General features: G+C 64.9%; 20 protein-coding genes. 10 read left to right on the forward strand and 10 right to left on the reverse strand.

Features of this window, described 5'->3' with window-relative positions:
* Nucleotides 1-37: 37 nt before the first annotated feature.
* Complete coding sequence (locus H5J25_RS20635; RefSeq protein ID WP_225883439.1) at nucleotides 38-433, reverse strand: hypothetical protein; 396 nt, start codon at nucleotides 431-433, stop codon at nucleotides 38-40.
* Between H5J25_RS20635 and H5J25_RS20640 the strand changes: the two genes are divergently transcribed.
* Nucleotides 402-647: a S24 family peptidase gene (locus H5J25_RS20640; protein ID WP_225883440.1), complete on the forward strand. Its 246-nt coding sequence runs from the start codon at nucleotides 402-404 to the stop codon at nucleotides 645-647. The two genes, H5J25_RS20635 and H5J25_RS20640, sit on opposite strands and share 32 nt — an antisense overlap.
* A gap of 135 nt (nucleotides 648-782) precedes the next feature.
* Here the strand turns inward: H5J25_RS20640 and H5J25_RS08110 are convergent, their stop codons facing one another.
* Nucleotides 783-971 carry a hypothetical protein gene (locus H5J25_RS08110; protein ID WP_202095561.1) on the reverse strand — a complete coding sequence of 63 codons (189 nt, stop codon included), beginning with the start codon at nucleotides 969-971 and terminating at the stop codon, nucleotides 783-785.
* Nucleotides 972-1,135: 164 nt separating this feature from the next.
* Between H5J25_RS08110 and H5J25_RS08115 the strand changes: the two genes are divergently transcribed.
* The 4 genes from H5J25_RS08115 to H5J25_RS21805 all read left to right on the forward strand — a co-directional run bounded on the left by H5J25_RS08115 (nucleotide 1,136) and on the right by H5J25_RS21805 (nucleotide 7,539).
* Nucleotides 1,136-1,348 (forward strand): hypothetical protein, encoded by a 213-nt coding sequence (locus H5J25_RS08115; RefSeq protein ID WP_202096166.1) that lies wholly within the window; start codon nucleotides 1,136-1,138, stop codon nucleotides 1,346-1,348.
* Between the two features lie 67 nt (nucleotides 1,349-1,415).
* The gene (locus H5J25_RS08120; protein ID WP_202095562.1) at nucleotides 1,416-3,383 is read left to right on the forward strand and encodes an autotransporter assembly complex protein TamA; all 1,968 of its coding nucleotides are present in this window, start codon (nucleotides 1,416-1,418) and stop codon (nucleotides 3,381-3,383) included.
* Complete coding sequence (locus tag H5J25_RS21800; protein ID WP_318781356.1) at nucleotides 3,380-5,383, forward strand: hypothetical protein; 2,004 nt, start codon at nucleotides 3,380-3,382, stop codon at nucleotides 5,381-5,383. The genes H5J25_RS08120 and H5J25_RS21800 overlap by 4 nt, the downstream gene beginning before the upstream one ends.
* A 5-nt stretch (nucleotides 5,384-5,388) precedes the next feature.
* A complete protein-coding gene (locus H5J25_RS21805; protein WP_318781357.1) occupies nucleotides 5,389-7,539 on the forward strand; it encodes a translocation/assembly module TamB domain-containing protein in 2,151 nt (716 codons plus the stop codon).
* On the opposite strand, the gene H5J25_RS08130 is transcribed toward H5J25_RS21805, so the two are convergent.
* From H5J25_RS08130 to H5J25_RS08145, 4 genes are all read right to left on the reverse strand, one after another.
* Complete coding sequence (locus H5J25_RS08130; RefSeq protein ID WP_202095563.1) at nucleotides 7,533-8,099, reverse strand: DedA family protein; 567 nt, start codon at nucleotides 8,097-8,099, stop codon at nucleotides 7,533-7,535. The two genes, H5J25_RS21805 and H5J25_RS08130, sit on opposite strands and share 7 nt — an antisense overlap.
* A 264-nt stretch (nucleotides 8,100-8,363) precedes the next feature.
* On the reverse strand, nucleotides 8,364-9,317 hold the full coding sequence (locus H5J25_RS08135) for an IS110 family RNA-guided transposase (RefSeq protein WP_202090443.1): 954 nt from the start codon (nucleotides 9,315-9,317) through the stop codon (nucleotides 8,364-8,366).
* Between the two features lie 380 nt (nucleotides 9,318-9,697).
* Nucleotides 9,698-10,489 (reverse strand): tryptophan 2,3-dioxygenase, encoded by a 792-nt coding sequence (locus H5J25_RS08140; protein WP_202095564.1) that lies wholly within the window; start codon nucleotides 10,487-10,489, stop codon nucleotides 9,698-9,700.
* Nucleotides 10,490-10,546: 57 nt separating this feature from the next.
* Nucleotides 10,547-11,971, reverse strand: a complete 1,425-nt coding sequence (locus H5J25_RS08145) for an aldehyde dehydrogenase family protein (protein WP_202095565.1) — start codon at nucleotides 11,969-11,971, stop codon at nucleotides 10,547-10,549.
* A gap of 122 nt (nucleotides 11,972-12,093) precedes the next feature.
* Here H5J25_RS08145 and H5J25_RS08150 point away from each other — a divergent pair, with 122 nt between their 5' ends.
* Nucleotides 12,094-13,068: a quinone oxidoreductase family protein gene (locus tag H5J25_RS08150; protein ID WP_202095566.1), complete on the forward strand. Its 975-nt coding sequence runs from the start codon at nucleotides 12,094-12,096 to the stop codon at nucleotides 13,066-13,068.
* Between the two features lie 50 nt (nucleotides 13,069-13,118).
* On the opposite strand, the gene H5J25_RS08155 is transcribed toward H5J25_RS08150, so the two are convergent.
* The 4 genes from H5J25_RS08155 to map all read right to left on the reverse strand — a co-directional run bounded on the left by H5J25_RS08155 (nucleotide 13,119) and on the right by map (nucleotide 17,023).
* Entirely contained in the window at nucleotides 13,119-14,084 is a 966-nt protein-coding gene (locus tag H5J25_RS08155; RefSeq protein ID WP_202095567.1) for a hypothetical protein, read from the reverse strand.
* 27 nt (nucleotides 14,085-14,111) lie between these two features.
* Nucleotides 14,112-15,524 (reverse strand): type I glutamate--ammonia ligase, encoded by a 1,413-nt coding sequence (gene glnA / locus H5J25_RS08160; RefSeq protein WP_202095568.1) that lies wholly within the window; start codon nucleotides 15,522-15,524, stop codon nucleotides 14,112-14,114.
* A gap of 133 nt (nucleotides 15,525-15,657) precedes the next feature.
* Nucleotides 15,658-15,996 carry a P-II family nitrogen regulator gene (locus H5J25_RS08165; RefSeq protein ID WP_055780924.1) on the reverse strand — a complete coding sequence of 113 codons (339 nt, stop codon included), beginning with the start codon at nucleotides 15,994-15,996 and terminating at the stop codon, nucleotides 15,658-15,660.
* Between the two features lie 202 nt (nucleotides 15,997-16,198).
* Nucleotides 16,199-17,023 carry a type I methionyl aminopeptidase gene (map, locus tag H5J25_RS08170; RefSeq protein ID WP_202095569.1) on the reverse strand — a complete coding sequence of 275 codons (825 nt, stop codon included), beginning with the start codon at nucleotides 17,021-17,023 and terminating at the stop codon, nucleotides 16,199-16,201.
* Nucleotides 17,024-17,087: 64 nt separating this feature from the next.
* On the opposite strand from map, the gene H5J25_RS08175 reads away from it, so the two are divergent.
* The 4 genes from H5J25_RS08175 to H5J25_RS08190 all read left to right on the forward strand — a co-directional run bounded on the left by H5J25_RS08175 (nucleotide 17,088) and on the right by H5J25_RS08190 (nucleotide 19,629).
* A complete protein-coding gene (locus tag H5J25_RS08175; RefSeq protein ID WP_202095571.1) occupies nucleotides 17,088-17,864 on the forward strand; it encodes a competence/damage-inducible protein A in 777 nt (258 codons plus the stop codon).
* 17 nt (nucleotides 17,865-17,881) lie between these two features.
* A complete protein-coding gene (locus H5J25_RS08180) occupies nucleotides 17,882-18,226 on the forward strand; it encodes a hypothetical protein (RefSeq protein WP_225883441.1) in 345 nt (114 codons plus the stop codon).
* 102 nt (nucleotides 18,227-18,328) lie between these two features.
* Complete coding sequence (locus tag H5J25_RS08185; protein ID WP_225883442.1) at nucleotides 18,329-18,808, forward strand: MarR family winged helix-turn-helix transcriptional regulator; 480 nt, start codon at nucleotides 18,329-18,331, stop codon at nucleotides 18,806-18,808.
* A 74-nt stretch (nucleotides 18,809-18,882) separates the two neighbouring features.
* Nucleotides 18,883-19,629, forward strand: a complete 747-nt coding sequence (locus H5J25_RS08190) for an NADPH-dependent F420 reductase (protein WP_202095572.1) — start codon at nucleotides 18,883-18,885, stop codon at nucleotides 19,627-19,629.
* Nucleotides 19,630-19,675 lie beyond the last annotated feature (46 nt).

Here is a 19,675-nt window from a genome sequence, read left to right on the forward strand (position 1 = left end):
TGGATCAGGAATGGAGCAATCCAATCCGCGCAATGTTTTAGAGGCTCTGGTCGACGGGGCCGGGGAGAGCTTTGCCGCTCTGTCGCGCATGCTCGGGCGGAACGAAGCGTATCTCCAGCAATTCGTGAAGCGCGGTACGCCGCGTGTCCTGGCGGAACGCGACCGGCGGATCCTGTCGGCGTATTTCCGTGTGAATGAGGCTGTATTGGGCGGTCCCGCGACCGCGCCGGTTGCGCCGACCATCCCGGTGCGACTGCTGGACGTCGCCGCGTCGGCCGGGCCGGGCCGGCTGGTCGACGCGGAACGATCGACCGCGACCGTGCCGTTCGATCGCGCGATGCTGGAGGCGCTCGGCATCCGGTCGACCAGGTTGGCGATGATCGACGCGGCGGGCGATCTCGATGGCCCCGGTGATCGAGGATGGCGACCGCATCATGGTCGACGAAGGCGATCGTCGCGTCGGTCCTCGCGCCGCGATCTACGTCATCCGGCTGGACAATGTGCTGATGGTCAAGCGGGTGACGCGGACCGGCGCGCGGCTGTCGATCTCCAGCGCCAATCCCGATTATCCCGCCATCCCCGACCGCGACGCGGCGGAGGTCGAGATCATCGGCAAGGTCGTCTGGCTCTCCCGGGCATTGCGTTGAACGTCGGTGTGACCACCCGCTAAACGCCATCATCCTCGCGGACGCCGTCATCCCCGCCTGTGCCGGGATGACGAACGGTAATGGCAAGCACGAAACCGACACGACCTACCAAAGCCCGGCAAAAACCTGCCGAGCCTAACCCCGCCGCCGATCCCTCAGCCAGATCACGACGGCCAGCGCGATGCCCGTCCCCGATCCGATCAGGAAGCCGGGCGTCGCCTGTCCGATCAGGAATCCGATGCACGCGCCGAGCAGCGCGCCGACGGCGATCAGGAAGCCACCGGCCTGGCTGCCGGGTGTACGATTGGGGGACTGGTTTGCCATTCACACCCCCTGCCATGTCCCGCTCCGGCACGCCAGCGTCCCACGCCGGGACCGGTGGGGCTGCCTTGCGAAAATCGTTTACCTTCGTCTGCCGCCGACCGGCTGGTTTTTGCCGGTCTGGCATGCCGGATGCAGTTAAGCTGCTGAACATGCCGGGAAACCTGATGTCCTATTTGCCGTACCTTGCCGATCGCGCCGAAGTTTTCGACGCGGCGGATCTGATGACGACCTTCGGTGACGATGCCGGATTCGAGGCGGCCGCGCGTGCCGATCGCAGCCGCGACGTGGGTAACCACGTCCACTTCTGCCGTTGGCGCCAGATCGAGCGGCTGATCATCCTCCTGTCGGTCAATCGTGCCGTGGGTACGGTCCACTAACACGACTCACGCGAAAACGGCCGTTTGGGGCCTGTCGCTGGGGAAAGACTGCGGCTAGGACGGGCAAATGTCTCTTCCGGTCGGACGGCATGGCGCGATGTATGGTGCCGCCGTGTTTCTCCTTGCCGTCACGGCCAATGACGCACGGGCACAAGTCGGCCCGCAGGTCGCCGTGCAGGGTGCTCCGGACGAAACGCAGCTCGATCCGAATGCACCGCTCGCGCCCTTGCCAGATCTCGGCGTCGACTGGCCCGACCTGGACAAGGCCCCCGCCGAGCCCGCGGACCCCGCCGCCTCGCTCGAACTCGTCGGGGAGGCACGCTATTCCTACGCGGTGAGCGGGATAGACGCGGTCGCCAGCCCGTTGCTGCAACAACGGTTCGACGAGCTTTCCACCCTGAAGCAGCATGCCGATGCGCCCGCCAATGCGGCCCAACTCGACAGGCGAGCGGGCGAGGATGTCGAACTGCTCACCGAACTCTTGCGCGGTGAAGGCTATTACGACGCGCGCGTGACGAGCCGTATCGAACCGCGCGGCGGCAAACCGCTCGTCACGCTGGAGGCGGAACCGGGCACGTTGTACCGCTTCGCCGGCGTCACGATCAACGGCCTGTCCGATGCCGGCGCGAAAACCGACGACCTGCGCAGCGCGTTCGGCGTGAAGGCGGACGATCCCGTCAATGCGGACACGATCGTCGCCGGCCAGACGAACTTGACGCGCAGGATCGGGGAGGAGGGTTTCCCCTTCGCCAAGGTCGGCGATCCGGAGATCGTCGTGGACCGCGCCGCCCGCACCGCGACGCTCGACATGACGGTCGTTCCCGGCGGGGAGAAGCGCTTCGGGCGGATCACCAGTCCGCCCAACAAGGTGTTCGACGCGCGCCATATCGCCGAGATCGCGCGGTTCTCACCCGGCGATCCGTATAGCGATGCGCAGATCGCCGATCTTCGCCGCGCGCTGATCCAGACCGGCTTGGTCTCGACCGTGGATATCAAGCCTGTCCCGGCGACCGATCCGGGCGTCGTGGACATTGCGGTCGGGCTGTCCCCGGCGCCCCCGCGGACGATCGCGGGCGAACTTGGCTACGGCACCGGCGAAGGTGCCCGCGCTGAGGTCAGCTGGACGCATCGGAACATGTTCCCGCCCGAAGGCGCGCTGACGCTGCGCGGCGTGATGGGGACGAAGGAGCAATTGGGCAGCGTCGTCTTCCGCCGCAACAACTTCAAGGCGCGCGACCGGGTGCTGACGTTCCAGGCAGTCGCCTCCAACCTGCAACGCGATGCCTATCAGGCGACCAGCTTCTCGCTGTCCGGCACGCTGGAACGCCAGACCAATATCTTCTTCCAGAAGACCTGGACCTGGTCGCTGGGGGCCGAACTGGTCGCGACAGACGAACGCGACGTGCTGCTTGATACCGGCGCGGCGCGGCGGCGGACCTTCTTCATCGGCGCGCTGCCCACCAGCCTGACCTATGACGGATCCGACGACCTGCTGAATCCCACGCGCGGCTTCCGGCTCGGCGGGCGGCTGTCACCCGAACTGTCGCTGCAGGGGAAGGTGTTCGGCTATACCCGCGTGCAGTTCGACGGCAGCGCGTATCAGACCGTCACGCCATCGCTGATCGTCGCAGGCCGCGTCCGGCTCGGTACGATCGTCGGCGCCCCGCGCGACGCGGTCGCACCGTCGCGGCGCTTCTATGCCGGTGGCGGCGCATCGGTGCGCGGCTATGGCTATCAGGATATCGGCCCGCGCGATCCGAACAACGATCCGATCGGCGGTCGCAGCCTGACCGAATTCTCGCTCGAGGCGCGCGTCAAGGCGTTCGGTAATTTCGGCGTCGTGCCCTTTATCGACGGCGGCAACATCTACACCTCGCCTCTGCCCAAATTCAGCGAATTCCGCTTCGGCGCGGGTCTCGGCGTGCGCTATTATTCCAACTTCGGCCCGATCCGCGTCGACGTCGGTACGCCGCTCAATCCGCAACCGGGCGACGCGCGCATCGCGGTCTACGTCTCGTTGGGCCAGGCGTTTTGACCGACGAAACGCCAACCCCCGCGTCCCGCCGCCCGCGTCGCTGGTGGCGCTGGCCGCTCTATCTCCTGCTCGGCGCGGCGGCGTTGGTCGCGCTCGTCCTGCTCGTCCTCGATACCGGCGTCGGGCACCGCTGGGTCGCGAACCAGATTGCGGGGCAGCGCCCGTCGAACGGCTTGCGCTACAACGTCGGACGGATCGACGGATCGCTCTATTCGAAGGCGGTCCTGATCGACGTCCGGATCAGCGATCCGCAGGGCGTGTTCTTCTTCGCCCCGCGCGCCGAACTCGACTGGACTCCGTTCGCGTGGCTGTCGAACCGGCTGGACATCAGCCGCCTGATCATCCCCCGAGCGGTTTTCGCGCGCGTGCCGCTGACGATCAAGACCGGACGGAAACGCCCGATCCTTCCCGATTTCGACATCCGCATCGGCATGCTGAAGGTCGATCGCCTGACGATCGGCAAGGCCGTCGCCGGAACGCCGCGGACCGCACGCATCGCCGGTCGCGCCGACATCCATGCCGGGCGTGCCTTGGTCGACCTGTCGGCCGTCGTGCAGGGCACCGATACGCTGGCGATCAAGCTGGATGCGGAACCCGACCGCAACCGCTTCGATCTCGACGTCCGCGCGCGCGGAACGGCGGAGGGCGTCATGGCCGGCATGTCGGGGCTAAAGCGCCCGATCGCGGTCGACGTCTCGGGCGACGGAAACTGGTCCGCGTGGCAGGGCGCCGCGCAAGCGGATATAGGCGACGTCCGCGCGGTCGACTTGAAACTGGGTGTGAAGAGCGGCGCCTACATGCTTGGCGGCACGCTGACTCCGGCTCCCTTCACCAAGGGCAAGCTCGCCCGTTTGACGTCGCCGCGCGTCCTGGTCAACGGCAATGCCACGCTCGCCAACCGCCGGCTTGAGGGCAAGCTCGCGCTGCGATCCGCTGCGCTGGTGGTCGACACGACCGGCACGGTCGATCTCGGCGCCAGCGCGTTTCGCAACGTCCGGATCGCCGCCACCCTGCTCAAGCCGCCCGCCTTGTTCCCCAATATGACCGGCCGCGCGATCGCCCTGCGCGCGATCCTGGACGGCGCGTTCGACAGTGCCGGCTTCGACTACCGCCTCACCGCCGAGCGGTTCGCGTTCGACGATACCGGGTTCGAATCCGCTTATGCCGCCGGAAAGGGCCGCTTCTCGAAAGCGCCCGTCAGCGTGCCGATCGTGTTCGTCGCGAAACGCGTCACCGGCGTCGGCGATGTCGCGGGCGGCATCCTGCGCAATCTCAGCGTATCCGGCGTGTTGAAAGTCACCGCGGCCGAACTCACCGGCACAGACCTGAAGCTGTCGTCGGACAAGCTGAAGGGCCGCATCAACCTCATACTGGATCTGAAGACCGGCCGGTACGAGGTTGGCTTGAACGGCGCCCTAGGCCGCTACCTCATCCCCGGCCTCGGCGTCGTGGATGTCACGACGAAGCTGCGCGTCGTGCCGGGCGTCAACGGCAAAGGCACCCGCGTCATTGGTACGGGTATGGCGCAGATGGTGCGGCTCGACAACGCCTTCTTCCGGTCGCTCACCGGCGGCCTGCCTCGCATCGTCACCGCGCTGGAACGCACCACGGACGGCGTCCTGCATTTCTCGAACCTGGTGTTGACCGCCCCGCAAATCCAGTTGAGAGGCAACGGTTTTCGGCGTCGCGACGGGACCTTCCATTTCGAAGGTGGCGGGCGTCAGGCGACCTATGGCTCGCTGACGTTGAAACTGGACGGGCGGATCGAAAAGCCGACGCTAGACCTCGTCTTCGAACGCCCGAACGACACGCTGGGCCTGCGCAACGTTGTCGCACACCTCGATCCGACCCCCGCCGGCTTCGACTTCGTCGCACAGGGGCAATCGCGGCTCGGGCCGTTCAGTGGCGACGGCCAGATCCTGCTTCCCCCGGCGGCGGCGATGCGACGATCGCGATCGCCCGGCTCGACGTTTCGGGTACGCGCGCGAACGGCGCCCTGAAGGTCGTGGATGGCGGGTTCGACGGCCGGCTCGCCGTGGCCGGCGGGGGGCTGTCGGGCGAACTTCTGTTCCGGCCCGTCGGCGATATCCAGCGGATCGAGGCGCATATCGACGCACGCTCGGCCCGGCTCGCGGACATGCTCACGCTCCGGCGCGGGCGGATCGATATGGTCGCCTTGCTCGATCCCGCGGGCACCTCGGTCGAGGCGACAATCACCGGCAACGGCCTGCGACGCGGCGCGCTGACCGTCGGTCGCTTCGCTGCCAATGCCCGGCTGCGCGGCGGCGTCGGGCAGGTGACGGCATCGATCGCCGGCAATCGTGGTCGCGCGTTCGACATCCAGTCGGTGACCCAGGTCACGCCGGACAGCTATAGCGTGTCGGCACAGGGCACGCTCGATCGCCGCCCGCTCAAGCTGCTCACGCCGGCTATCATCACCCGCGACGGCGATGGCTGGCGCGTGGCACCGACACAGCTTAGCTTCGCCGGCGGCACGGCGGAAATCGGCGGCCGCTTCACCGGGACGTCCAGCACGATCGACGCCAGCCTGACACGCATGCCGCTCGCCATTCTCGATATCGGCTATCCGGGGCTCGGCCTGGGCGGCAACGCATCCGGCAAGCTCACCTTCTCGCAAGGCGCGGGACAGGCGCCGACCGGCCGGGTCGACATGACGGTGCGTGGCCTGACTCGGTCGGGGCTGGTCCTGTCGTCGCAACCGATCGACGTGGGCATCGCCGCCGTGCTGCAACCCGACAAGGCCGTCGCCCGCGCCGTGATGGCGAGTGGCGGCAAGACGGTGGGCCGTGCGCAGGCACGGTTGATGCCGCTGGGCCCAGGCGATCTCGCCACCCGGCTGACCAAGGCCGATCTGTTCGCGCAATTCCGCTATACCGGCCCCGCGGATACGCTGTGGCGGCTCGCCAATATCGAATTGTTCGACCTGACCGGGCCGGTCGCGATCGCCGCCGATCTGACCGGCAAGGTGGAAGATCCGCGCATCCGCGGCGTCGTTCAGGCGCGTGGTGCGAAGATCGAGAGCGGCACCACCGGCACCGTCCTCACCAACGTCCAGGCGAACGGTCAGTTCGCCGGATCGCGGCTCAGCATCCCCAACTTCACTGCCGATGCGGGCAAGGGCGGCAAGGTGACGGGCAGCGGCACGTTCGACCTGTCCGCCGCGAACGGCTTCGGGATCGACCTGAACGTCCAGGCGGATCACGCCGCGTTGATCAACCGCGACGATATCGCCGCCACCGTCACCGGCCCGCTCAGCTTCAAGTCCGACGGGTCCGGAGGCGTCATATCGGGCGATGTGCGGCTGAACGACAGCCGCTACCGGCTCGGCCGAGCGACCGTCGCCAGCGCAGTGCCCAAACTGAACCTGCGCGAGATCAACGTACCGGGTGATCTGGACGGCGCGGACGATGTGGTCCGCAAGCCCTGGCGCCTCGACGTCCGCGCGCGCGCGACCAAGGCGTTGCGCGTCAGCGGCCTGGGTCTCGCCAGCGAATGGTCGGCGGACCTGAAGATTGGTGGCGTGCCGGACAATCCCGCGATCACCGGCCGCGCCGACCTCATCCGTGGCAATTACGAATTTTCCGGACGCGAATTCGATCTCGAACGCGGGATCATCCTGTTCGACGGGTCGGTGCCCGCCAATCCTTCGCTGGATATCGCCGCAAACGCAGGCACGACCGGGCTGAACGCCACGATCCGCGTCACCGGCAATGCGTTGAAGCCCGAGATCAGCTTCTCCAGCGTGCCCGCATTGCCGGAGGACGAACTGCTCTCGCGCCTGCTGTTCGGCACCTCGATCACCAACCTGTCGGCGCCGGAGGCGTTGCAGCTCGCCGCCGCGGTCGCCGCCTTGCAGGATGGCAGCGGCGGGCTGAACCCGATCAACGCCGTGCGCCGCGCGGCCGGGCTGGACCGGTTGCGCATTCTGCCGGCGGATCCGCAGACCGGGCAGGGCACCTCGGTCGCGGCGGGCAAATACGTCACGCGCCGCCTGTTCGCGGAAATCATCACCGACGGTCAGGGCTATTCCGCGACGCAAGTCGAATATCAGGTCACGCGCTGGCTATCGCTCCTGTCCAGCATCTCGACGCTCGGACGCCAGAGCGCCAACGTCCGCGTGTCGAAGGATTATTGATCGCGGCCGCGTCGCCAGCGGATCAACTGCACCGTTCCGAATATCACTGCCGCCGCCACGCCGACGCCGATCACGACATGCTCGATCGATTTGATCCGGCCGAAGATTTCCTCGATCCCGTCGGCAAAGACGAAACCGATCCCCGTGAACAACGCCGCCCAGACGATCGCCGCCATCGCATTGATCGCGGCGAAAGTGCGCGTGCGGATGCTCGTCGTCCCGATCGCGATCGGGCTGACGGTGCGCAGCCCGTACAGGAACCGGAATCCGAAGACGAACGCGGTCGGATGCCGCTCGAACAGCGCCATCGCCTTGGCGAATGGGGGCTTGGCCTCGATTCGCTTGACCCGCGGATGATCGCGGAACCGCCGACCCGCGGCAAAGAATCCCTGATCCGCGACGAACGACCCCGCCGCCGCCGCGATCGCCACGCCCGCGACCGGCATCAACCCGTCATGCGCCAGCAAACCGCCCGTCACGACCATCGTCTCCCCCTCGATCCCCGCACCGAGGAACACCGCGACGAGCCCATACCGGGCGATGAGCATTTCGATCGACATAAGCGCGACCGTGACGATGTTTCCCGCGACACGCCAGCGTCTTGGCGGTGAGAAGGGAGCAATAATAGGCCGGAAATCTTGCTCGCGTCTGCTCCGACGCATGAGGAGCGCGCCCGCCGCCATCCCAGCCCCGTTCGTTTCGAGCGAAGTCGAGAAACCGGCCACGAATACCCACCGACGGTTTCTCGACTTCGCTCGAAACGAACGGGGAGGGGCTTCTGTTAAATGCTCACCCAAACCCCCGTTCGTCCTGAGCAACTGTGTTCACGCGGTGCGATATTCGGTATTGTTTTTGACCATCGCGTTGAGGGTTACGAGCAGTTTTCGCATTGTGGCGACGATGGCAAGCTTGAAGGGTTTGCCGGCCTCTCGCAGGCGGTTGGTGGTAGCGGCGAGTTGCCCCTTGCCCGAGCGCGCGATGCTGAGCGCGGCCAGATAGAGACAACGCCTGATGCTGGGCCTGCCGCCCGAGCATCGCCCCGGCCGGCTGGTCTTGCCGCTTTGGCGATCGAAGGGGGCGAGGCCAGCAAGCGCTGCGACCTGTCGACTGGAGAGGCGTCCGAGTTCTGGCATGCGTGCCAGCAGGCATGCGGCAACGACCGGCCCGACGCCGGGTGCTGTGCGGAGCAGGGCTTCGCGAGCGGCCAGATCGGGCGAGGCGGCGATGACGCTGGCAATGGCTTTTTCGATGCGCAGAACCAGGGCCTTGAGCCGTGCGACCTGCGCGACGACGAGGCGGCGCATGGCGGGATCGGCGATGCTCTCCAACTGATTGCCGAACTGGACCGCCTGGGCGACGGCAAGATCGCGCATGCGGACATGCTCGGCCAGCCTCACGGCCTCGGGATCATGGACATAGGGCGTCAGTTCGGGATGCAGTGCTGCCAGACACCGCGCGATGACGGCCGCATCGAGTGGGTCGGTTTTCGCGAGTTGTCGCTCGGCACGGGCGAAACTGCGCACGCGTGCCGGATCGAGGAGATAGGCTGTAACGTCCATCCGATCGAGCAGGATGGCGAGCTTGCGCTCGTAACCGCCCGATGCCTCGAAGCCGATCCGCAGGCACGCCGTACCGGCAAGCCGGACAAGCTTGCGGCCGAGTGCGGCAATGCCGGTCTTGGTATTGGGTACCCGCCAGAGCATTCCTGCCGGATGAGCGTGGATAACGAGTTCGTCCTTGGCAACATCGATGCCGACAAAGAGGTCGGAGTGTGACATGATCCGGTCTCCCAAGCTTGTCATGCGGGGTCCGTAAGCACGGCCCCAGGCAACTGTCCGGGGTTTGGGAAGACGGATGTGGCCCTGCTCAGGAACGGTCTTTGTCGACCGGCTTGTCGAACGGCCTCACATCCGCCGCCTGAGCCGGGTGGCCACCCGGCTCAGGCACCTTGCCGATTACACCATTCCAGACAGACAAGCTTGTCGAAGGGCGGGTAGCGCAGGACAGGTGCTTCGACAGGCTCAGCACGAACGGTTTTGGATCAGGATTTGCGGTCAATAACCACCGGCTACTCGTGCCACCCCGCCACCACCGCCCACCGTTCGTCTCGAGCGAAGTCGAGAAACAAGCGACCACCCCCGCGCCCCAAGGCAAAAACCTAAAGCCGCGTCCGCACGCTCAGCAATTCCGGGAAGAACGTCGTCTCCAGCACCTTCGCCAGATACTGCACCCCTGCCGTTCCGCCGGTCCCCGTCTTGAACCCGATCACGCGCTCGACGGTCTTCAGATGCCCGAAACGCCACAACTGGACGTGATATTCGATATCCACCAGTTTCTCGGCCAGTTCGTACAGATCCCAATGCTTTTGCGGTTCGGCATACACCGCGACCCACGCCGCCTCGACTTCGGGCGAAGCGATATAGGGTAGGGTGAAATCGCGCTCCAGCCGATCCGCGGGCATCGCAAACCCCCGCCGCGCCAGCAACCGCAGCGCTTCGTCATACAGGCTCGGCGCGTTCAGTTCCTGCGACAAGCGCTCATGCACCTCCGGCTCGTCCAGGTGCAGGTCGGCCATCGCGGCATTCTTGTTGCCCAGCATGAACTCGATCTCGCGATACTGGTCCGACTGGAACCCGGAACTGGTGCCCAGCCGCCCGCGCATCACCGTATAGTCCGCCGGCGTCATCGTCGCGAGGACTTCCCAGCTCTGGATCATCTGCGCCTGGATGCGAGACACACGCGCCATCATCTTGAACGCGGGCGCAAGATCGTCGGATACGATCTGCCGCCGCGCCGCACGGAGTTCGTGCAGCGCCAGCTTCAGCCAGATCTCCGACGCCTGGTGGATCGATATGAACAACAGCTCGTCATGCGCCTCGGTCAGCGGGCGCTGGCAGGCGAGCAGTTCGGGCAGCCCCAGATAGCTGCGATAGGTGATCGACTTCGACATAATACGGAAAGGCTAGGGGGCGGATTGTCAGGGTCAATGCGCCCCCCGTAGTCCGGATCAGGCAGGCTCGCCGACGATCGCCTTCAATTCCATGAAGTCGGCCAGCCCGTATTTGCCGCCTTCGCGGCCATTGCCCGACTGCTTGTAGCCGCCGAACGGCGTTCCGCCGCCGCCGCCCCAGGCGTTGATCGTCACCATCCCCGCGCGCAGCAACGGCGCGACCTTCGCCGCTTCCGCCGGGTCGCCGGAGATCGTCGCGGACAGGCCGTAATCGGTGTCGTTGGCCATCTCGACCGCCTGTTCGCCATCGTCATAGCTGGTGATCGTCGCCACCGGGCCGAACACTTCCTCGCGGTAGATGCGCATCTCGGGCGTCACGTCCGCGAACAGGGTTGGCCGGACGAAGAAGCCGGAATTGCGCCCATCCGGACGGCCAGTCCCACCCGTGACGAGCGTGGCGCCCTCGTCGATCGCGGACTGGATCAGGCCCTGGATCTTCTCATATTGCGCCTTGTTGACGACCGGGCCGATATGCGCGCCCATCACGCTCGCGCCGTCCACCTGCGTCTTTTCCATGATCGACTTGACGATCTCGGTCGCCTCCGCGGTCTGGCTCTTATGGACCAGCAGCCGCGTCGGCGCGATGCAGCTTTGTCCGCTATTGACGAGCACGCCCGCCACCGTCGGCGGCAGCACCGTGGCAAGGTCCGCGCCTTCGAGGACGAGGTTCGGTGCCTTGCCACCCAGTTCCTGATGCACGCGCTTGACCGTCGCGGCGGCCGCCTGCGCGACCGCGATTCCGGCGCGCGTCGACCCGGTGAAGCTCACCATGTCCACGTCGCGATGCGTGGACAGCGCCGCGCCCACGCCCGGACCGTCGCCATTGACCAGGTTGAACACGCCCGCCGGAACGCCCGCCTTGTCCAGAATTTCCGCCAGAATGACCGCGCACCCCGGCGCCTCTTCCGACGGCTTAAGGATCATCGTGTCGCCGGCGGCCAGTGCAGGGGCGACTTTCGCGCAAATCTGATTGAGCGGCCAGTTCCACGGCGTGATCATCGCGACGACGCCGAGCGGCTCGTGCACCGCGCGATTCTTGCCGATCCGCTCCGAAAATTCGAACTCCTGCAACGCCTTGAGCGTGCCCATGAAGTAGCCGAGACCAGCGGGAGCCTGTGCCGCATTGGCGAAGCCGATCGGCGCCCCCATTTCCTCGCTGGTCGCCGCGGCAAGATCGGGCATCCGTGCCTTATATTCGGCGATGACGCGCTCCAGCAGCGCCACCCGCTCCTCGACCGATGTTCGCGAATAGCTCCGGAACGCTTTCTTGGCGGCGGCCACCGCCTTGTCGACATCCGCCGGGCTACCCAGCGTGATCTCGCTGACGGGCTGTTCCGTCGACGGATCGATTACCTCGTGCCGCGTCCCGCCCTCGCTCTCTACCCACGCGCCGTCGATATAGTGCTTGAGATAGCTCTTCATGATCGTCTCCATGTTTTTTCGAAGATGCGGTACGCTTGGACGAATAGATGGCGCGGGGCGGGATCGGTTGCAACCTGAAACGCGAAGCCTACGTTCATCCGACAGCTTCAGGAGATCGACCGATGGACCGCGCAGCCCGCATCACGAAGACCGGTGGCCCGGAGGTGATCGAATGGGTCGATGTCGATCTGCCCGATCCTTCACCGGGTGAAGTGCGGATGCGGAACACTGCGGTCGGGCTGAATTACATAGACGTCTATTTCCGCACTGGCCTGTATCCCGCGCAACTGCCCACCGGTCTGGGCTCGGAGGCCGTCGGCGTGGTCGAGGCGGTGGGGGAGGGCGTCGATACGCTCGCGGTCGGCGATCGCGTCGGCACGTTCGGCCCGACGCACGGCGCCTATTCAACCGCGCGCAACGTCCCGGCATCGTCGTTGATGAAGGTCCCGGACGGCGTGGACGACAGGATTGCGGCGGCCTTGTTCCTGAAGGGATGCACTGCGGAATTTCTTGTCGAACGCTGCGCGAATGTCCGGCCGGGCCAGACCGTTCTCGTCCACGCGGCGGCGGGCGGGGTCGGGCATCTGCTGGTCGGCTGGCTCAAGCATATCGGCGCAACCGTCATCGGCACGGTCGGTTCGCCCGAAAAGGCCGCGCAGGCGACCGCCGCCGGCGCGGACCACGTCCTTCTCCACAAACAGGTCGATGTCGCGAAGGAAGTCCGCGCGCTGACCGGCGGCAAGGGCGCGGACGTCGTGCTCGACGGCGTCGGCAAGGCGATGTGGGACGTCTCGCTGGCCAGCACCGCGCGGCGCGGGCTGATCGTCAGCTACGGCAACGCCAGCGGCGCGGTGGACGGCGTCAATCTCGGCATATTGGCACGACACGGATCGCTGTTCGTCTCGCGCCCGACCCTCTTCGACTATTACGTCACCCCGGAGGAACGACAGGCCGGCGTAGACCGCGTGTTTGAGATGCTCGCCAAGGGCGCGATCGTCCCGGAAATCGGCCAGACCTTCCCCCTCGAAGACGCCGCCGAAGCCCACCGCGCGTTGGAAGCGGGGGAGACCAAAGGCGCGACGGTGCTGATCCCCTGATCACTGGCGATTGTCGGGCGCCCATCACACGATGGGTGACGTTCGCCGGATTATTGCGGACGGTTGGATGCGAGTGGCAGGATCGCGATATCCGGCCGGGCCGAGGGCGCCGCGGCCGTCGGAGCGGCAGCAACGACCGGCCCGGGCGCCGCACCGGCAGCAGCGGTCGTTTTGTCCGTCTTCGCGGTATCCGTCGCGGTGAATTTCGCCGTGTCTGCATTGAGTTCGTTCTTCTGCTTGGCCGCCGATTGACCCAGCAGGTTGTCCATGCCCAGGAACGAGCACAGGTTGGCGTAGCGAAGGACTGTCGATTGGGCGGTGCCGTAATCTCGCGGCAGATTTTCGTCTTTTTGTAGAATGCGGGCGCGAAAATTGTCCTGCGCTGCAAAGACGAGCGTCTGGACGTTGCTGAGATCGGGCGAAACCACGAAGGCGTCATCGTAATTCCGCCAGGTTGAGTCGGCGAGGCCGACGGTCGCGGCGAGGCCCGTCACCGCGGCTTCCCCGGCCTTGGCGAGACCCAATACGGTCGTCATGATCGTTCCGACGTCGTTCGTCAGCGTCCGGCCGAATTGGCGACGGCGATATGCTTCGTCGGTTTTGGCAAAGAAATTTGCGCAATAGGCATCCGACAACGCAAATCCCACACCAAGATAGACCCGCATACTCCTCTTGCCTTCGGTCGTGTCCTCAAATGCTTCCAGTTTGTAGGTAGCCTTGATCAACGCGTCATATAGCGGGCGGATCATCGCCTCCTGCGTCCCCTCCGTACCTTTCTTCGGCCGGTACGGCTCCTGAAAGACCGAGACGGGATTCTTGGGAGTGCCAAGTGCGGTGTTCAAACTCGTGGACGTGCATCCCGTCAGTGCCACGGTCATCATTACCGCTGTTACGATCACTCTCATGTCATGTCCCCCGACGCTCGATATCGAGGGAACCTGAAAGACGACTGCCCGGCAGGCAATGGATTGCCACCGTAATCGACATAAAAAAGGGGCGCCGACTTTCGCCGACACCCCCTTTTCCAAAGTAAAGGTAAGAACTCAGTAGCTGTAGTACATGTCGTATTCGACCGGGCTCGGGGTCATTTCCCAACGTGCCACGTCGACCATTTTCAGTTCGATGTAGGATTCGATCTGATCGGCGGTGAACACGTCGCCCTTCAACAGGAAGGCGTGGTCTGCGGCCAGGCAGTCCAGCGCTTCCCGCAGCGATGCGCACACGGTCGGCACTTCGGCCAGTTCTTCCGGCGGCAGGTCGTACAGATTCTTGTCCATCGCCTCGCCCGGATGCGTCTTGTTCTGGATCCCGTCCAGACCAGCCATCAGCAGCGCAGCATAGCAGAGATACGGGTTCGCCATCGCATCGGGGAAACGCACCTCGACGCGCTTCGCCTTCGCGCCCGTTCCGTACGGAATGCGGCACGATGCCGAGCGGTTGCGCGCCGAATAGGCCAGCAGCACCGGCGCTTCATAGCCCGGAACCAGCCGCTTGTAGCTGTTGGTCGACGGGTTGGTGAAGGCGTTCAGCGCCTTGGCATGCTTGATGATCCCGCCGATGAAATACAGGCAGGTATCCGACAGGCCGGCATAGCCGTTGCCGGCGAACAGCGGGTTGCCCTTTTCCCAGATCGAGAGGTGGGTGTGCATGCCCGAACCGTTATCTTCCTTGATCGGCTTCGGCATGAACGTCACGGTCTTGCCATAAGCGGCAGCGACCTGATGGCAGACATACTTGTAGATCTGCATGCGATCGGCAGTCAGCGTCAGCGTGCCGAACGTCAGGCCCAGTTCGTGCTGCCCGGCAGCGACTTCGTGGTGATGCTTGTCGCACGGCAGGCCCATTTCGAGCATCGTCGACACCATTTCGCCACGGATATCGACCGCGCTGTCGACCGGACCGACCGGGAAATAGCCGCCCTTCGCGCGCGGACGATGGCCGAGGTTTCCGCCCTCATACGCCGTGCCGGTGTTGGTCGGCAGCTCGATATCATCGATCTTGTAATAGGACGTGGCGTAGCTCGTTTCGAACTGCACGTTGTCGAACATGAAGAATTCGGCTTCCGGGCCGATATAGATCGTGTCGCCGATGCCCGTCGTCTTCAGATAGGCTTCCGAACGCTTCGCGGTCGACCGCGGATCGCGGGCGTACAGTTCACCGGTCGAGGGCTCGACGATGTCGCACACCAGGATCAGCATCGGCGTCGCCGAGAACGGATCGGTCCATACCGCGTCCAGATCGGGCTTCAGGATCATGTCGGACTCGTTGATCGCCTTCCAGCCGTCGATCGACGATCCGTCGAACATGAACCCGTCGTCCAGTTCGTCCTCGCCCACGACACCCGCGACCATCGTCAGATGCTGCCACTTGCCCTTGGGATCGGTGAAACGCAGGTCGATCCACTCGATCTCCTGATCCTTAACCATCTTCAGAACGTCTTTTGCGGTGTTAGCCATAAAGCCCCATGCCCTTTCGTGTTCGATAGTCAGCCCGACGGAATCGGGAATGAAGTTGCCCCGGTAAGTTCACGCTCTCACGAAATGTTGCGCTGCGTCAAACCGAGGGGGAGAATTAAATGCGCGGTCCCGGTCAGATCGCGTCGTCGTTGCGCTCGCCGGTGCGGATGCGCAGCGCAGTTTCCACCGGGATGACGAAGATCTTGCCGTCGCCGATCCGCCCGGTCTGCGCGGCGGCGGCGATCGCCTCCACCACGCGCTCGGCAAGTGCATCCTCCACGACGACTTCCAGTTTCACCTTGGGCAGGAAATCGACGACATATTCCGCGCCGCGATACAGTTCGGTATGGCCCTTCTGGCGGCCAAAGCCCTTCGCCTCGGTGACGGTGATGCCGCTGACGCCGACTTCGTGCAGCGCCTCCTTCACCTCGTCCAGCTTGAACGGCTTGATGATCGCCTCGATCTTTTTCACGCGTGTCGCCCCTACCTTGGGCGAACACGACGCGCCGCCCGTGCGCGCCTCTTACAACAACCGTGCCAGTCGCGCGAGGGGCGGGAATGCGTCGTTCGGCCGATTCCGGCGGGTTAACGAATGCCTAACGCGGGGGCAAAGCGGGGAGGGTGCCCGCTTTTCGGGCATGCGCCACCCTCGAGCGAATGTCGTCCGCGGAAACTCAGTAAGGCGGCTTGTCGAACCCGCCGGGGCTGGTCGTGAAGATCTCGCACCCATCCTCGGTGATACCGATCGAATGCTCAAACTGCGCGGACAGCGACCGGTCGCGCGTCACCGCCGTCCAGCCGTCATCCAGCAGCTTCACGTCCGGACGCCCGATATTGATCATCGGTTCGATCGTGAAGATCATGCCGGGCCGCAATTCCGGGCCTGTGCCCGGACGGCCGACATGCACCACTTCCGGTGCGTCGTGGAACAACTGGCCCACGCCATGCCCGCAGAAATCGCGCACCACGCCATACCGATGCTTCTCGGCATGCGCCTGGATCACGTGCGCGACGTCGCCCATCGTATTGCCGGGCCTGGCCTGCTCGATGCCCAGCATCAGGCATTCATACGTCACCTCGACCAGCCGCTTCGCCTTGATCGGCACGTCGCCGACCAGATACATGCGGCTGGAATCGCCGTGCCAGTCATCGACGATCGGGGTCACGTCGATGTTGACGATATCGCCGCTTTTCAGCGTCTTGATGCCCGGAATGCCGTGGCAGACGACGTGGTTGATCGAGATGCAGCTGGCATGCGTATAGCCGCGATAGCCCAATGTCGCCGGCACGCCGCCGCGATCCACGATGAAATTGCGGATCAGATCGTCCAGTTCGCCCGTCGTCACCCCGGGCACGACGTGCGGCACGATCATGTCGAGCGTCTCGGCGGCCAGCCGACCGGCCTTGTGCATCCCGTCGAACGCGCTGCGTCCGTGAAGCTTGATCGCCCCGGTGCGGGCCTGCGGAGCGTCTTCGGTGATGGTTACGTATTCGGTCATGCGCCATATATAGCGACAATCGCCGGGCTTTGCGAGATGGCGCGCGAGCGTCTATGCCACCCGCATGAACCAATCCGTGACCGCCAACCCGCCCCGCATCTGGACCGCCGCGCTGCTCGTCATTGGCGACGAGATCCTGTCCGGCCGCACGCAGGACAAGAACGTCGCGCAGATCGCCACCTGGCTCAACGTGCAGGGCATCCGGCTGGCGGAGGTGCGCGTCGTCGCAGACAAGACGGACGCGATCGTCGAGGCGGTCAACATTCTGCGCGCCCGCAACGATTACCTGTTCACCACGGGCGGCATCGGCCCGACGCATGACGACATCACCGTCGATGCGATCGCCGAGGCACTCGGCGTCGCGGTCGTGCATCATCCGCAGGCCGTCGCGGTGCTCGAACGATATTACGAGACGCGCGGCGGCCTCACCGAGACGCGCAAACGCATGGCGCGCGTGCCGGACGGGGCGGACCTGATCGAAAACCGCATGTCGGGCGCGCCCGGCATCCATATTGACAACATCTTCATCATGGCCGGTGTGCCGCACATCACCGCCGGCATGCTGGATGCGCTGACCGGTACGCTGGAAGGCGGGCTGCCTGTCCTGTCGAAAACGATCGGCTGCTGGGTCGCCGAAAGCGAGATTGCGGAGGTCCTGCGTACCGCCGAGAAGACGCACGAAGGCGTCGCGATCGGCAGCTATCCGTTCTTTCGTGAAGGCCGGACCGGCGCGAATTTCGTCGTCCGCGCGACCGATCCCGAACTTCTCGACCGTTGCATCGTTGACCTGACCGACGCCCTGGTCGCCACCGGGCGCGACGTGACGGCGGGCGGCATCTGATTTCGGGAGAAGCGACTGTGAACAAGACGATCGTCGGAATGGTTCTGGCCTGCGCCATGCTCACCGGCTGCGGCAATCCGCCACCCCGCAGCGACGCGACCACGAAGGCCGCCGATGCCGGCCCGGATCCGATGGAGGCAAAGATCGCCGCTCTGTCCCCCACGCTGCAACGCACGACGTTCTTTCGCGCGATCAACGATGCGAATTACGATTGCCAGAACATCGTCAACGTCGTCCCGCGCGGCCGGATCGACGGCAAGCTCAACTGGGCGGTCGAATGCAATCGCGGTGCGCAATATATCGTCGAACTCCAGCGTGGCGGCATCTTCCACGTCAGCGGCGTGCCGAAGAATTATCGCTAGCTGGAGAATCTGCGCACTTTCTTCAAGGCGATACGGCTTTTCAGGCGGTCTAAGCCCGTTAGGCACCTTGCGCCTACCCAGTACACTATTATCTAGCGCGCTATGCAAATGACGAAATCCTCCTCGTCGCATGCGCCGGATTTGGTCGGCGTAGGCAATCAATTGTCGTTTGCCGTCTACGGCGCGGCCAACCGTATGGTACGGATGCACAAGCCGTTCTTGGAACCGCTGCAGCTGACCTTTCCCCAATATCTGGTCCTGCTCGAACTATTCGCCGGTGCGCCGCGGACCGTCGGGGAATTGGGACGGAAGCTCGGCATGGATACCGGGACGATCACGCCCTTGCTCAAACGGCTGGCGGCATCGGGTCGGGTGACGCGTGTGCGCGATCGCACTGACGAGCGTCGCGTGCTGGTCGATCTTACCCCCGAGGGCGAAGAGCTGCGGGCCCCGGTGAAAGCCGTCGGCGGGCAAATTCGCGCTGCCTGCAAGCTCGATGAAGATAGCGCCGCTGTCTTTCAGCGGGCGCTCGACGATTTTGCCCGGCCGTCTGCCGGAGATCCGGCGGCCGACCGCCTCTAATCATCTTTTCGGGTCGTTCGGATCCAGGCGGTTGGCGGCGTCGGGCGACGAAGATGAGCATAAGGAGTAGACGAATGAAAATCGGGATACTTGGAAGCGGCAATATCGCCACGACGCTCGTGCGAACTTTCAGTAAAGCCGGACATGACGTGAAGGTTGGCAACTCACGCGGGCCTGATACCATCGATCCCGCCTTGCTATCGTTCGGCGCGCGCGCAACGACGTCGGCGGAGGCGGTGGTCGGTATGGACGTCGTGATCCTGTCGATACCCTTCGGCAAGATACCGGATGTCGCCCCTTTGCTGTCCGCTCTGCCCGACAATGTCGTGGTGATCGACACGTCGAATTACTATCCTGAGCGCGACGGACGGATCGAAGCCGTCGAGGCGGGGCAGGTCGAGAGTCTGTGGGTGGCGGAGCAGATCGGACGGCCGATTGCAAAAGCCTGGAATGCGATCGGAACCGACGCACTCGCACACAAGGCTGTACCCGCGGGAGCGCCTGGGCGGATTGCGCTTCCGGTGGCTGCCGACAGAGACGGGGACCGGCAAGTCGCGATGGCGCTGGTCGAGGATACCGGCCTCGATGCCGTCGATGCGGGTGATCTGGCCGGCTCCTGGCGCCAGCAGCCTGGTGCGCCGGCATATTGCACCAATCTCACCCGTGACGAAATCGCCGGAGCGCTGGCGTCCGCAGAGAGGGCAAGGCTGCCCAGGCGCCGCGACTTGGCGATCGCAGTATTGACGGAACGGATGGAGGGCGCGGCTGTGGAGCCGGATCCGGAGTTTCTGCCGCGCCTGAACCGCATCCTCTACATGTAAACGGGGCCGTGTAGCCGGGGTGAAAGGCTACCGATCCAGATGCTTT

Source organism: Sphingomonas aliaeris, from assembly GCF_016743815.1.
GTDB classification, from domain to species: domain Bacteria; phylum Pseudomonadota; class Alphaproteobacteria; order Sphingomonadales; family Sphingomonadaceae; genus Sphingomonas; species Sphingomonas aliaeris.